The organism is Sphingobacterium thermophilum, from assembly GCF_039541675.1.
Taxonomy (GTDB): domain Bacteria; phylum Bacteroidota; class Bacteroidia; order Sphingobacteriales; family Sphingobacteriaceae; genus Sphingobacterium; species Sphingobacterium thermophilum.
Window position 1 is genome coordinate 12,920 of record NZ_BAABGR010000035.1, and the last position, 15,730, is coordinate 28,649.

9 protein-coding genes are annotated in these 15,730 nt (G+C 40.1%); 7 read left to right on the top strand and 2 right to left on the bottom strand.

All coding sequences use genetic code 11. The features are described from left to right. Positions 1-46: 46 nt before the first annotated feature. From ABD873_RS10745 to ABD873_RS10760, 4 genes are read left to right on the top strand one after another with little or no spacing between them, the layout of a single operon-like run. A complete protein-coding gene (locus tag ABD873_RS10745; protein ID WP_345068208.1) occupies positions 47-1,228 on the top strand; it encodes an ROK family protein in 1,182 nt (393 codons plus the stop codon). A 25-nt stretch (positions 1,229-1,253) separates the two neighbouring features. Continuing rightward, positions 1,254-4,568, top strand: coding sequence for a SusC/RagA family TonB-linked outer membrane protein (locus ABD873_RS10750; protein ID WP_345068210.1), 3,315 nt, complete (start codon positions 1,254-1,256; stop codon positions 4,566-4,568). A 2-nt stretch (positions 4,569-4,570) separates the two neighbouring features. After that, positions 4,571-6,163 (top strand): SusD/RagB family nutrient-binding outer membrane lipoprotein, encoded by a 1,593-nt coding sequence (locus ABD873_RS10755; RefSeq protein ID WP_345068212.1) that lies wholly within the window; start codon positions 4,571-4,573, stop codon positions 6,161-6,163. Positions 6,164-6,216: 53 nt separating this feature from the next. Then, positions 6,217-7,641: an alpha-L-fucosidase gene (locus ABD873_RS10760; protein WP_345068214.1), complete on the top strand. Its 1,425-nt coding sequence runs from the start codon at positions 6,217-6,219 to the stop codon at positions 7,639-7,641. A 45-nt stretch (positions 7,642-7,686) separates the two neighbouring features. Here ABD873_RS10760 and ABD873_RS10765 read toward each other — a convergent pair whose 3' ends face one another. After that, positions 7,687-10,053: a glycoside hydrolase family 3 N-terminal domain-containing protein gene (locus ABD873_RS10765; RefSeq protein WP_345068216.1), complete on the bottom strand. Its 2,367-nt coding sequence runs from the start codon at positions 10,051-10,053 to the stop codon at positions 7,687-7,689. A gap of 148 nt (positions 10,054-10,201) precedes the next feature. Continuing rightward, on the bottom strand, positions 10,202-10,759 hold the full coding sequence (locus ABD873_RS10770) for a hypothetical protein (RefSeq protein ID WP_039054464.1): 558 nt from the start codon (positions 10,757-10,759) through the stop codon (positions 10,202-10,204). Positions 10,760-10,908: 149 nt separating this feature from the next. On the opposite strand from ABD873_RS10770, the gene ABD873_RS10775 reads away from it, so the two are divergent. The 3 genes from ABD873_RS10775 to ABD873_RS10785 all read left to right on the top strand — a co-directional run bounded on the left by ABD873_RS10775 (position 10,909) and on the right by ABD873_RS10785 (position 15,721). Next, positions 10,909-11,853 (top strand): lysylphosphatidylglycerol synthase transmembrane domain-containing protein, encoded by a 945-nt coding sequence (locus ABD873_RS10775; RefSeq protein ID WP_039054465.1) that lies wholly within the window; start codon positions 10,909-10,911, stop codon positions 11,851-11,853. 2 nt (positions 11,854-11,855) lie between these two features. Continuing rightward, positions 11,856-12,566, top strand: coding sequence for an SDR family NAD(P)-dependent oxidoreductase (locus ABD873_RS10780; RefSeq protein WP_039054466.1), 711 nt, complete (start codon positions 11,856-11,858; stop codon positions 12,564-12,566). A gap of 143 nt (positions 12,567-12,709) precedes the next feature. Continuing rightward, positions 12,710-15,721: a SusC/RagA family TonB-linked outer membrane protein gene (locus ABD873_RS10785; protein ID WP_345068219.1), complete on the top strand. Its 3,012-nt coding sequence runs from the start codon at positions 12,710-12,712 to the stop codon at positions 15,719-15,721. The last annotated feature ends 9 nt before the right edge of the window (positions 15,722-15,730 follow it).

A 15,730-nucleotide genomic window follows, 5' to 3' on the forward strand; every position in this document is an offset into this window, starting at 1 on the left:
TAAATTAATAATTATTTAACTTTACACAACCAATTAGAGCTAGATTATGAGGGACGTTATCCATTCCCAAATATTAAAGTCGATATACTTTGCTCAATCTCAATCTATAGCCGAGATCAGTAATTCCATTGGAAAAAGTATTCCTATAGTAACAAAAGCCGTACAGCAATTATTAAAGGAGAACATAATTTTAACCAACGGATTAAAAGCTTCGACAGGAGGCAGAAGAGCAAACTCCTATATTCTTAATAAAGAAGCCTTTGGAGCTATTCTGTGTATTAACATCAACCGCTATTCCATTCTTTTCTCCTTGTACAATATTGCAAATGAGGAGATAATTAAACCAACAGAAATAGAAATAGACGGCCTTTCGGACGAGGATATTTATAAACATATTATCGAACAAAGTCGCCATATAATAGAAAATTATTCCCAAACGATTTTATGTATAAGTATAACTGCCCCGGGATTTGTAGATTCTCTTTTACGCGTCAACAACTCGTATCCAATAACTTCACCACTTTATAATCTGGCCAATAGGATGCAGGAGGTGTTCGGTACTCCGACTTATATAGAAAATGATTCTTCGGCCATAGCCATTGCAGAGAAAAATTTTTCTGATGTCAAAAATCTCAAGCATGTGCTCGTTATCAATCTTACTTGGGGAGTAGGTTTGGGAATTTTGGTGGATAACCAGCTCTTCCGTGGCTCAAACGGATATGCCGGAGAGTTTAGCCATATTCCGTTGGCCAATGAGAGCAAACTGTGTTCCTGTGGTAAGAAAGGATGTATAGAGGTGGAAGCATCATTGGAATCCGCCATAGACTATATAGACGAATGCCTAACCGCCGGAGAAGTGTCCCTGATGTCCCAGAACTTCAACTCCCAGCACAAAACTAGGACATTAAAAAATCTTGTCCGTTCTTATCAGGCGGGAGATCAGCTTAGCATCCATGCCATCAAAAGGATTGGATACATGCTGGGCAAGGGTATCGCCACCCTAATTCATATCCTCAACCCCAATGCTGTTATCATCAGCGGCATTGGAGCTGTATTCGGCCGTATCCTGTTGCCGGAAATACAATCAGCTATTCAGATTTACTGTATTCCACGTCTAGCACAACCCACGACTATAAAAATATCGACAACACCAAATATAGAACCTATTGCGGCTGTTAGCATAGCGGTATTACAAAGCAAATCACTAATAAAAACAAAGTATAAATAATTAACCCTATAAAGTCCAAAAAGATATGAGCACTTTGTACAAACACCTTAGTCTTGTAATGATGTTATACTTCATCAGTGTAACATCATTATTTGCACAACAGTCTGTTACTGGGAGAGTAACAGATCAAAACGGCGGGCTTCCCGGCGTGACCATCACGGTAGTCGGGACAAACAGAGCTACCCAATCTACCACTGACGGAAGCTTCACCATACAGGCCAACCGAGGCGAAAGAATTCGGTTTTCCATTGTAGGATATGCACCTAAGGAAGTAGAGGTCAATGGCCCCACCCTTAACGTGGAATTGGAGCAAGATGCCAGCAATATCGACGAAGTAGTCGTAACAGCAATGGGAATAAAGAGAGCTCCAAGGGAACTAGGTTACTCAATGAGTATTGTAAATGCTGAAGAACTTACAAAAACAGGATCTCCAAACTTTGCAGGTGCACTATACGGAAAAGCTCCTGGTGTGCGTATTTCTGCAGCCCCTGGAGGAGCTACCTCCGGAGTCAATATTAATATCCGTGGAGTGAACTCCATCACAGGAAATTCACAACCATTGGTTATTATTGACGGAGTACCTGTCCGCCAGACCTCTTTTAACAACTCTGATTATTGGAGTGACCAACGAGCAAGAGGTAACGGTCTTGAAGACCTCAACCCAGAAGATATAGAGTCTATCTCCATACTCAAAGGTGCTTCTGCAGCTGCCCTTTATGGATCTGAAGCTTTAAATGGTGTTGTTCTGGTAACCACAAAAAGTGGAAAAGGGAAACAAGGTTTTGCTATAGATTTTAACGCTACTTATACAAATGACAAAATAGCCTATCTCCCTAGATTCCAAAATGTCCGCGGAGCAGGATATGATATTTCTTATGCCGATATAGGTCAAGCGGATGATATGTTTTTTTATTACGATTTGGATGGAGATGGAATAGCAGAGACTAGAGCTCCTGCCAACACAACATTGAACTTTGGTCCTAAATTCGATGGACAGCCTATCTTATCTTGGGACGGTCAAATAAGACCTTATGTCGCGCAAAATGCGTACAGCAAATTCTTTAACAACCCGAATAATAGCATTGCTAACTTGGCATTAAGCCACTCTACAGATAAATCAAACATACGCTTCTCATTAACGCGCCAAGATAATGAGATGACATCTCTCGAGTCTTATAACAAAAAAAATATAGCCAATCTCAACAGCTCTTTCAAACTTTGGGACAAGCTAACTACAGATGTGGTAATCAATTACATTAACCAACATACCCACAACAGACCATTCCTTACCGATCGACTAATCAATAATTTCACCGGGATGATCTCTACATTTGACAGTCCCGAATGGTATATCAATAAATATAAGACTAGCTTAGGCTATAGATATAGAATTGGTTCAGAAGCAAGTGCAACTCCAGATGAAAATATACGTTACAATGGATATAGAGCCGATGTGTTAGACTATATGTGGAATGTATTAGGAAAACAATATGACGAATATTCTAACAGATTTATAGGTTCATTTACCAACACATGGCAAATTACTTCGGACCTATCTGTAAGAGGACGGTTCTCGGCTGACCTGACCAATATGCGCATTGAAGATAAACATCCTAATGAAGTACCTCTATCTATTGGTAATAGCGGTTATTATGCCTTACAGAACCAAACAGGAAATATTTTCTATACTGACTTGTTAGCAACATATAATAAATCCATTTCCAAAGACCTCAAAATTGGCGCTATGCTGGGATATACTGCCACCAAGTCAGAAAACATCTATATGACCAGCAACACAGATGGAGGATTAAGCGTACGTGATTGGTTCAATATTAACGCGTCTATTAACCAAGCTCGTACCTCCAACAGCAGGGTCAATATGCTTCGTGATGCATTCTTTGGAACCTTAAATTTCAATTTCAGAGATTATTGGTTTGTGGAAGGTACGCTTAGAAGAGAAGCTATTTCAACTATGCACCCTGATAATAACATACTGTATTATCCTTCAGTTAACTCAAGTTTGATTCTTACCGATGCCTTCAATCTTTCATCATTATTCAACTATGCTAAATTAAGAGCTGCCTGGGGTATTGTAGGTAAATATCCAGACCCTTATCAGAGTCCATTGAGTTATACACAAAACTCCTTAGGAAATCAAGGAACGGGAACGGCTGTTCTATACACAACCATTCCTACAAGTTCTTTCGGAAATGAAGGTATTAAACCAGAAAACAAACATGAAATCGAGTTTGGTTTAGAAACCAGAATGCTAAACAACAGATTAGGTATAGATATTACCTATTACAATGGTAAGATTGTAGACCAAATCCTCAACTATTCACTTCCTATTTCCATGGGATCCTCATCTATTTTGGCAAACGTCGGTACATTAAGAAACACAGGTTGGGAATTTGCCATCAATGCAACACCTATTCAACATAGCAACTTCAGATGGAATTCAACTATCAATTTTGCTATGAATAGAAACAAGGTAGAAAAACTTCCTGGAGGGGCAACAACACTATTGCTAAGAGACTATGATGGCGCCGCAGCCCAACTAGTGGCTAACGTAGGTGAGTCCATGGGGGATATCATGGTGCACCCTATTGCGACAGACGCAGCAGGTAATAAAATTGTTCAATCCAACGGTTTATATCAGCTGGATGCTGACAATTGGGTAAAAGCAGGAAATGCTCTTCCTAAAGTGGTAGGTGGATTCATGAATACATTTAACTACAAAAACTTTACTCTCGATGCATTAATTGATTTCCGTTGGGGAGGACACGCTATGCCTACAGGTATAGCTTGGATGGTTAGCCGAGGCTTATTGGAAGAATCATTGAACGCAATGGATGCTGAGCACGGAGGAATTTCCTATTACAGAGATGTTAATGGCAAGGGCGTTGCGTATTCAGGAAACACTGGACCTAACGGCGAAAAAATATATCATGACGGTATGTTGATGGAAGGAGTGCTAGCCGACGGCTCTCCTAATACCAATGTCATTTCTCATGTATTCTATTATGCCAACACCTATAACTGGGGTGGTCCACAATATTCAAATTCAAACTACGGATTATATGTCCAAAAAAATAATTACATAAAAATGCGAGAGTTGTCTCTTGGCTACAAACTTCCTGAGTCTATAACGGCTAAACTGAAAGCTAAGAATCTACATCTTTCTGTATTTGGAAGAAATCTGTTCTTCCTCTATAGAAGCATGAAAGATTTAGATCCAGAGCAAATGACAGGAGGCTCTCACTGGACAAATAATGTAGCAAATGCAGGAACTTCTCCAGCTACAAGAACTTATGGTTTAATGTTACGTGCTAGCTTTTAATTATGAAAATGAGAAAAATAATGATGATAGCAGGACTATGTGCTGCTTCTCTTTCAGTCAATATATCGTGTAAAAAATCCTCTTTTGATGATTGGTATCGTGATCCATCAAAAGTTACGGAAACAACAATTGAAAAACAGTTTGCCGGTCTTCAATATACCTACCGCGAATTGGTAGTCCCTACCTATAGAAACTACTTTGTAACGCTGGCTCCTACCATCCATCGCTACATACAAACTATAGGATGGGCAAACTCCGAAAATCAGCTTCTTCCAGGAGCAGCAGCCATTACCGACCGCTGGGAAAGATATTATCAGGGGCTAGCTCAATTCCGAGAACTAGAAAAAGTTTATGACGCTAGTCTAGACATTGAAAAAGAAGAAAAGAAAATATTTCTTCTAGCGGCTAAAATATTCTTCTATGATCAAACCCAGCAACAAGTAGACTTGCATGGAGCCATCCCTTGGTCTGAAGCCGGCAAGTTAAGTAGTAATGGTGGCAACTACGCTATTTCCTATCCTAAATACGATAAGGCCGAAGATATCTATACAGCAATGCTAGATGATCTTAAATCAATAAGCACTGAATTAAACAACATTACTCCACCAAGTACAGTTTTGGAATCCTTCAAAACTCAGGATTTAATAAATTCAGGCTCTATTGATTTATGGAAAAAATATTGCAATTCATTACGCCTGAGAATGTTAATGAGAGTAAGCCAAGTAGGCTCTTTCAGCGCCAGAACGACCCAAGAAATCAACGAAATACTTGCCTCTCCTACCATTTATCCTCTTGTACTAAACAATGATGACAATATTCAGGTAGACATTTTCAACAACGGTTCAGATATTAACTCCAGTGGTTTTCAGGATGCCTTGGAAAGCTGGAATAACAACATAGCTGGAAAAGTTATGATTGACCATATGGTTTCCAATGCAGACCCTCGATTACCTTATATGTTTGAACCAGGTGCTGGAGCCGCTCCTAATGAATACATAGGCCTAGACCAATCCCTACCTTCTTCTACGCAAAGTACACTTATTGCTGGCACTCCGACAGAACCTAGCAAAATTGCGATTTATAACCGCTCTACCTATTCACGAAACCAAAATTTTCCTGGGATACTAGTGACAGCCTCAGAAGTGCGTTATTTGTTAGCAGAATATAAGGTTAGAAATGGAAATCCAGCGGATGCTAGAACGGATTTTGAAGAAGGTATCAGAGCATCTATCGATTTACAACAACGTATCCGCGCTGTAAGCAATAACAGTATAGTAAGTGCTCCAACTCCACCAACAGCAACACAAATAAACACTTATATAAATAATATAGGATGGGGTACAAATAATATACAACTTATTGCTATGCAAAAGTGGCTCCATCTGAATATCATACAGTCGGTAGAAAACTGGTCTGAAGTAAGACGCCTGGATTATCCAGTATTCGCATTCAGAGTAGAGCAATCTGACACACAAAAAACACCTCCAGCAAAATGGAACCTACCGCAATCCGAAATTGTCTATAACGGGGAAAATTATAATGCGGTAAAAGATCAGGATAATGTAAACACAAAGCTATTTTGGGATTTAAATTAATTTGAACCGGATAAGAGCCACTTCTAGTGGCTCTTCCGTTTAAAGGATGTCACATGAAAATATTATTGACTTTTATCTTTGCTTTATACTATACCTGCACTTTAGGGCAAGCACATAACATCTCAGCAGGATACCAAAAACCCGAAGACCCTTTAGTAATAAAGAATCTGGAAGATTGGCAAGATTTAAAATTCGGTCTATTTATGCATTGGGGTACTTATAGTCAGTGGGGAATAGTGGAAAGCTGGAGCTTATGTCCGGAAGATGAAGGATGGACACAACGAAAAAAAGAACATGGAGCTAGTTATTATGAATACGTAAAGAATTACGAGAATCTACAAAAAACATTTAACCCTATACAATTCAATCCTCAAAAATGGGCAAAAGCAGCCAAAGCTGCAGGCATGCAATATGTCGTTTTTACAACCAAACATCACGATGGCTTTGCCATGTTTGACACCAAAGAGTCTGACTATAAAATCACAGACCCTAAAACTCCTTTTTCAACACATCCTAAAGCCAATATTACCAAAGAAATTTTTGAAGCATTCCGTCAAGAAAACTTCAAAATAGGAGCCTATTTCTCTAAACCAGACTGGCACTCCGAATATTATTGGTGGCCTTATTTTCCACCAAAAGACAGAAACGTAAACTACGATCCCCAAAAGTACCCAGATCGCTGGGAAAAATTTAAACAATACACATTTAACCAAATAAATGAACTTACTACTAATTACGGGAAAATAGACATACTATGGCTAGACGGAGGCTGGGTAAGACCTTTGAGCACCGTAGACACAACTGTCGATTGGCAAAAAACGATAAAATTGGAACAGGATATTGATATGGACAGGATTGGCTCTATGGCCCGAAAAAACCAGCCCGGAATAATTATTGTAGATAGAACCGTACCGGGAAAATGGGAAAACTATGTAACTCCAGAACAATCCATACCTGAACAACCTCTCCATATTCCATGGGAAAGCTGTATCACCATGGGAGATTCTTTCAGTTACGTCCCCAATGATAACTATAAACCCACAAAGACAATAATAGAAACCTTAGTAAAGATAATTTCAAGAGGGGGAAATTATTTGCTCAACATTGCTCCTGGACCTAATGGGGATTTTGATCCTATTGCTTACGAAAGATTGGAACAACTGACCCCATGGATAAATATAAACAAGTCAGCGATTTTTTCAACACGAACAATATATCCTTATCACAAAGATTCATATTATTATATGCGATCCAAAGACTCTAAGCATATCAACGTCTTTCATCTTTCAGAAGGAGAAACTTATCAACAACCTTCCTTATACCGATTTGAAATAGCTCCTGAACAGTCTATCCAAGACATAAAACTACTAGGATATAGAGGAAAATTAAAATGGAAGAAAGATAAGCACATCATTACGATTATACCTCCCGATCACAAAATCGAGTATGTTGCAGTATTCCAAATTACAGTCAAATAAGATATCTTCTATTCATTATAAGGGAATCCTTGAATATGGATTCCCTTATAATGAATAATCTTTACTCAAACTAAACTCTCCTTCCAGCTGAATATCTTCTGATGATTTCCCTACCAACACTTTAAAGCTTCCCTTTTCGGTTTTCCATCTTTTGTCAGCTCCCCATAATTTCAAATCATTTTTTCTGAGGTTAAAGGAAAATAAAGCTGTATTATGAGCTTTTATATGTCTACGTTCAAAAGCTTTGAGCTGTTTGACTGCGGTAACTACGCTACTGACTTCGTCTACTACATAAACCTGAACCACTTCATCTCCATCAATATCAGAAGTATTACTTACCTCAAAAGATATCGTACATTCAAAATCCTCACTCTTCTCAACCACATTCACTTTTAGATTTTGATATGTAAAATGACTAAAACTTAACCCATAACCAAAAGGATATAAAGGTTTTGCCTCCATTTCTATATAATCATGATGCTTTGGCTTGTTATGATTATAATAGACTGGCAGCTGACCATCACTTCTAGGAACAGAAATAGGCAGTCTTCCTGCAGGATTATACTTTCCAAACAATACTTCAGCTATAGCCATCCCCCCCTCCTGACCGGGATACCAAGCCTCAACAATGGCAGGAATGTTTTCTTGAGCCCACGATAGGTTCAGCGGTCTCCCCTTTATAGTAACCAAAACTATAGGTTTACCTAGTTTATGTAGCTCTTTCAATAATTTAAGTTGGTCTCCCAAGAAATCCAATGTAGCACGATCATATCCCTCTCCACTTTCCATATCACTTAACGTTTTCTGTTCAACACGTGCTGCACCGGTTTCTTCATAGGAAGTACGGAAATCCCTTGCACTGGAGCCTCCCATTACAGCAATGATTATATCTGCCTGTTTGGCAATCTTTTTAGCATTTTCAATATCTGAATGTTGTGTGTCACGTATAGCACAACCTTTCTCATACTGGACTTTTATTCTATCGCCCACCAAAGCACGTATACCATCCAAAACGGTAACTACCTTCTCATCAGGCTGTGGTGCAGTATAATCCCCCAATTGATTATAAATATTGTCCGCATTAGGTCCTATTACCGCTATATGCTTTACTCCTTCTTTTAAAGGAAGCAGGTTATTCTCATTTTTTAGCAGCACAATGGATTCTCGAGCGACTTGTCTAGCTATTTCCCTATTTTCCATAGTACCTACTTTTGCCAACACTTCACCTTCATCCACATACGGATTTTCAAACAAACCCAGCTTAAATTTCACTCTTAAAATATTAGCCACGGCGCTATCCAATGTTTGCATACTTACTTTTCCTTCTTTGACAGCTTTCAACAAATTATCGCCATAGCCCACACCGCTGAGATCCATATCCAAGCCTGCCTGTATACTCTGCGTGGCCGCCTCCACTCCACTCGCCGCCGTTCTATGATTCCCTTGCAGTCCTGATATACTCAATAAATCTGAAACTACAAATCCTTGGAAGCCCCATTCTTTACGGAGCACCTGCTTCAAAAGCCATTCATTGGAAGAACACGGAATTCCGTCGATGGAATTGTATGCAGTCATAATTGATCCTGCTCCTGCTCTAACAGCCGATTCAAAAGGCTTAAGAAAATGATGTCGCAATTCTCTTTCCCCTATGGTATTGAAACCTCCATTATGCCCTCCCTCAGGTACGCCATATGCAACAAAATGTTTTAAAGTACTCATTATTTTATCTTTCTCTCCCAAACGTTGACCTTGCAACCCCTTAACAACTGCTTCTCCCATCTTTCCCACCAAATAGGCGTCTTCTCCATAGCTTTCTTCTGTGCGAGACCATCGAGGATCTCTTGCCAAATCTAACACAGGTCCATAACCATTTCTTCCACCCACAGCATATGTCTCTTTAGCAATAACTGAAGCCATCTCTTCCAAGAGCTTAGGGTTCCATGTGCTAGCTTGGCCTATTGCCGTCGGAAAAACAGTAGCCCCAATGGCCATATGACCGTGAGGTACCTCCTCCGAAATTAATAGCGGGATACCTAGACGGGTGTTTTCAATTATATATTTTTGCAATGCATTAATAGCTTTTGCGGCCTGTTGAGGAGAGAGACCTGTTATCAACGTCTTTTTTGTCCACGGATCTGCACGCAAAGTAGCCCATAAAGCTCCTATGGGTCTTTTAGCTATCAGATCCTTAAACTTTTTGCTGACATAAACATGCTCTCCATCTTTTTCATACATCTCCCAGCCCAATTCTTTGGAAAGCTGACCAACTTTCTCCTCAAGAGTCATCCTCTGCAACAAGTCTTGAACCCGCTCCTCAACAGGCAAAGTCTCATTTTTATAGCGATAAGATTGACCTATACACACATTGAAATAAAAAAAACATAGAAGCAAAAATGGAAATATATACCTCATAACAAGATGCTAAAAAACACTGAAGTGATTGTTTATTTAAGTTTATAACTACTAACCTCTAAAGTACACCTTTTATAAATTGCTCCCAACAAAAAAGTCCTGAAAAAATTTCAGGACTTTTTTGTTACAAACCTATTCTTCAATACTATTATTGATTTCTTGTAAAATTGAAAATCAGATAACCTCGGGATCCATTATCCAAGTCTACGGGCATACGCATTGTCAATGTCTGTGCATCGGCGTATGAAAGACCCAATCTATATCCGGTAGTCACGTTTGCCGCCTTATCTCCTGCATATAGCTTCTTGAATTGAAATTCCGGTTGTCCCATGCCTTTGCCGGGATTGTAGATGGACCAGATTATCGTTCTCACCGCTCCTGTAGCGCACAACGTTCCCGAAGCATTGAAAGTAATGCTTCCTCTATAGTTGCCTGTAGGCAAATGCCACACGCTACCGATAAAACATTCTACCGGAGCCTCATCAAAAATATTCTTAATAGTATAAGTCTGAGGAATATCCTCCCGTGTCACAGAATTTAACACCCAAGTACCTTTTACGCCATTTCTCCATTGCGAAGCAGTAGGCCCTTCATTACTTGTTGCAGGTACATTAGAGTAGCCTCCATCTTTACGTTGAGCACCGCACGCTGAAACTAAAACAACCGCCACAACAAGCGATAAGAATGATAGAATGTGTTTTCGCATAATTAATAATTTAAAGAATATCTAATCCTAAAGCAAAGATACACTCTCTGCACTTTTCTAGCACATCCAAAAATCATACCACAACAAATTTCAACTTTACACCTTTGTTCTTATGATAATCTTTACTTTTGCTAAGAGAATCATAATTTATGAAAAAAAACAGAGCCTTAGAAATCTTAAAAAATATATCCAAAGTCTTAGTTACGCTAGGGGCTTTGTATTGGGTGATAAGAAATATCCGAAATAACAAAGATATCAGTCTGGAAGAGCTGGAAAACGAACTGATGAATTGCGATTGGACCATTCTCTTCTTGGCGTTCTGTGCATATGCCGCATCCCAGCTCATGGCCTCTTGGAGACTCAACTCTTTTTTTAAGGTTATTAAGCTCAACCTTACTGAAAGATACAACTTCCGACTGTATCAGCTGGGCCTCCTCTACAATTTCTTCCTTCCCGGAGGTATTGGAGGCGACGGCTATAAAATATACTTTCTGAAGAAAGAACATCATGTCCGTGGAAGAAAGATATTAAGTGCCGTATTTTTCGACCGCCTTAGCGGTTTATGGGCTCTGTGTATCATCACCTGTGCGTTGATTATCTTTATGCCGCGACTAGCGATACCCAATTATATAACCATTTCGGCAGCGCTATTAGGTACACTAAGCTATTACTTCATTCTCCATACCTATTTTAAAGATTTCTCGAAAAAGTTTTTTATTACACATATCAAAGCTTTAGGAGTGCAAGGATTTCAGGTGCTTTCAGCCATACTCATCTTATACTCTTTGGACTTCCAGGATAAATTTTCACCATATCTCTTGCTATTTCTTGTTTCCTCACTGGTATCCATCGTTCCATCCATCGGCGGAGGTGCCGGATTAAGGGAGCTCGTCATGATGTATGGGGCCATGTACCTTAAAATAGATATACATAGTGCACTTCTTTTGAGTATCTTTTTTTATGTTATTTCCTTGCTGATGGCTAGCTCGGGTATCTATTATGTGATACGTCCTGAACGGCTCGGCGCCAAAAAACTACCTTCCGTAGCAGAAGTAGAAGAAGAAATTGTAAAAGAAAAAGAAGATTACGACTAATTATGGCAAATATTATTATCACAGGGGCTAGCAGTGGAATAGGATTTGAAGCTGTATTGGACCTCACCTCAAAAAAGGAAAACAACGTTATCGCTCTGGCCCGCTCAGCGGATAAGCTCCGAAGACTGCATGAGATTGCTAGCGATCTCAACTTCGATGGAGGCAAACTCTTTCCTGCCCAGTTCGATATCGTGTATGACAACTATCCTGACTCATTGATTCCCTTCGTCAAATCCAAATTCGATAAGGTTGACATTCTTATCAATAATGCAGGGGCATTGATCAACAAACCTTTTTTAGATACCTCTATGGAGGAGTTTGCCCATATGCTACAAACGAATGTGATGGCACATGCCAATATGATAAAACATATTGTCCCTCTGATGCGTGAGGGAGGCCATATAGTAAACATTAGTAGTATGGGCGGCTTTCAGGGCTCAGTAAAATTTCCGGGGCTCAGCGCCTATTCGGCAAGTAAAGGAGCTTTGGCAATCCTTACCGAATGTCTGGCAGAAGAACTGAAAGACAAAAATATTAAAGTCAACTGCCTAGCCCTAGGATCTTCGCAGACAGAAATGTTTGAAGCTGCCTTTCCTGGAATGCAAGCAGGGACATTAGCTTTCGAAATGGGTAGATACGTTGCCGATTTCGCTCTTAACGGCAGCAAATACTTCAACGGCAAGATCATCCCTGTTTCCAATACCACTCCATAAAAAATATTTTAACTAGAAAAATAAAACAGGTTTTATACGCATATGTGTAAAACCTGTTTTATTTAATTTTTATCCTTACTTGCCAACAATACCCCTTAATTTTTTTATATTTAACTAAAACTAACAAAATAATACTTAAAGTTATGAGAAGCAAGCTATTACTGCTTATTCTATTTTGTTTATCTAGTACTCAACTTATATATGCACAAAATAGAACTATATCGGGCACAGTGATCGATGGCAGTTCAGGAAATCCCATCTCAGGGGTTTCAGTTAAAGTATCGGAGAGCAATAGGATTACACAAACTGATGTTTCTGGAAAATTCAGCATAGAGATAAGCAGCAACACTGGAACGTTAGTATTCAGCTATATCGGCTATCACACCAAACAGATTCCCATAACCAACAGCAATACATACGATGTAACATTATTACCTTCTGAAGCCACCATAGATGAAGTAGTCGTAGTGGGTTATGGCACCCAGCTCAAAAAAGATGTCACAGGATCTACTTCCACTGTAAAAATGTCGGATTTGGAGAATGTACCACTTCCCACCATAGAAAGCGCTTTACAAGGGAGGGCTTCCGGAGTATTCATAAACTCTAGCAGCGGAAAATTAGGCCAAGCTTTACAGATTCGTGTACGAGGAACATCCTCTATTACAGCCAGCAGCCAACCTTTATTTGTTATTGATGGCGTGCCCGTAATTACGCGAGACATGGGCACATACACTGAGCCAGAGAATCCTCTGGCAGCAATAAATCCCGATGACATCGAGAGCATGGATATTCTTAAAGATGCATCGGCCGCCGCCATCTACGGAGCCCGCGGTTCTAATGGTGTGGTATTAATAACGACAAAAAAAGGTAAAGCCGGCCGTACAAATATTGATGTAGGATACTACTATGGTGGCAGCAAGCCAACCAAAGTAGGTAAATTTCTAAATAGTCAGCAGTATAGAGAACTATTGACAGCTTCCCTTACCAATGCAGGGTATATAGGAAGTGCCCCAGACCAATATTCCTCCATGTCTGAATTCTGGGAAGACTGGACGGGAACAAATGATTGGGATGAAAACTACGATTCCGACTGGGCAAACCAAGCGTTCCGCACAGGCAATGTTCAGCAACTCTCCCTTACCATGTCGGGAGGTAATGACAAAACCAGATTCATCGCTTCAGGAGCACACAACGACAACAAAGGCATACTTGTCGGTAACAGATACGTACGTACCAGCGGCCGCCTAGGACTCGATCACAATGTCAGTACATGGCTTACTTTCGGGGGCAATATAAACCTCAATAAAATCGACAACTACCGCGTGAGTAGTGACAACGCTTTTTCTAACCCACAACAGCTGAACGCCCTTCCGCCAATACAACCTATCCGCAACGCGGATGGCGAGCTGAACAACAACACCGTCTATTATAACAATCTTATCGACCTAGAGAACGGCCGTCAAATGTCTAATACTTATAGGACTTTCTCCAACATCTATGCTACTGCACAGATTACCCCAAATCTTGTCTTCAGGACAGAATATGGTTTAGACCTTCTGACCTTGGAAGAAGAAATGTTCTTGGGATCCCGAACCCAAGATGGAGGAGATGTGGGTGGCTACGGTTTCAGTCACATCGCCAAATCCATAAACTACAACTTTAACAACACTTTAACTTATAGCAAACTTTTCAACGACATACACGATTTTTCTACCCTCTTAGGTATGTCCTACCAAGACGGACAATTCAGATACACACAAGCTGAAGGAAACAGCTTCCCTTCTGACAAGTTTCAAAAGATCGCTAGTGCAGCGGTAAAATCGGACGCCTCTTCCTACGAGGATCAGTTCTCTTTCCTTTCTTACTTCGGACGGATAAACTATAAACTGAAGAACAGATATCTTTTGGAAGGATCTTTACGTGTAGATGGATCATCGCGTTTTGGTCCGGAAAGGAAATATGGTACCTTCCCTGCTGCATCCATCGGCTGGGTAGTATCAGAAGAAGACTTCTTCGGCGATGGCTCCACATGGAACTACCTGAAAGCAAGGGTTAGCTACGGCCTTACCGGTAATGCCGAAATCGGCAACTATCTATGGCGCACCTTATATTCCGGAGTAAACTATGCAGGTACCCCAGGAACAAAACCTACAACCTTAGGAGACCGTGAGCTTACTTGGGAAAATACAAAAGCGACAAACATAGGTTTGGATCTAGGCTTCTTTAACGACCGCCTTACATTCACCTTCGATGCTTACCATAAAAAAACCACGGACCTCTTACTCAACGTACCTATTGTATCTACAAGCGGATTCACCTCTATCTTGCAAAACTATGGCGAGCTGGAAAATAAAGGACTGGAGTTCAGTTTCAACTCCCGTAACCTAGTCAACACCATTAAATGGTCAACCTCTTTTAATATTGCATTCAACAAAAACAAAGTATTAAAATTGGTGGATGGTCAGCCTATATATCCGGGAGGTAGATATCTAGGACGTGTGGAAGAAGGTAAACCGTTCGGATACTTTTATGGTAAAGCGTATGCAGGAGTAGATCCCAACAACGGCGATGCATTATATTATGTTGACGACACACGTACTGCTACCACCAACGACTATAATGCCGCTGGAGACCAAGAGCTTGGAACTCCACATCCTAAATTTTATGGCGGCTTCGGTAACAGATTTTCCTACAAAAACTTTGACCTAGACATTCAAACGCAGTTCGTCTATGGCAATGACATCTACAATGCTGCTGGAGCATTCCAAGCAGCTAATGGTGACTATTTCGACAACCAATTGGTCTCTCAGATGAACTATTGGAAACAACCGGGGGATATCACGGATATTCCACAACCTCGATTTGACGAAGCCAACGGAACTCGCCCTTCGTCACGCTACCTTCAAGACGGTTCTTATTTCCGTGTCAAAAATGTAGTGTTAGGATATAACATACCTTCTGCATACATCAGTAAATATAAGATTAACAATGCACGAGTATATCTTTCTGCCACAAACCTCTTTACTATTACAAACTATGAAGGATATGATCCGGAAATAAATACCACCTTCGCAGGAAATTATCAGCTGGGAACAGACTTTTATACTCCTCCGCAGGCGCGTACCATCACGTTCGGAATTAATGTCGGATTTTAAATGTTCTCA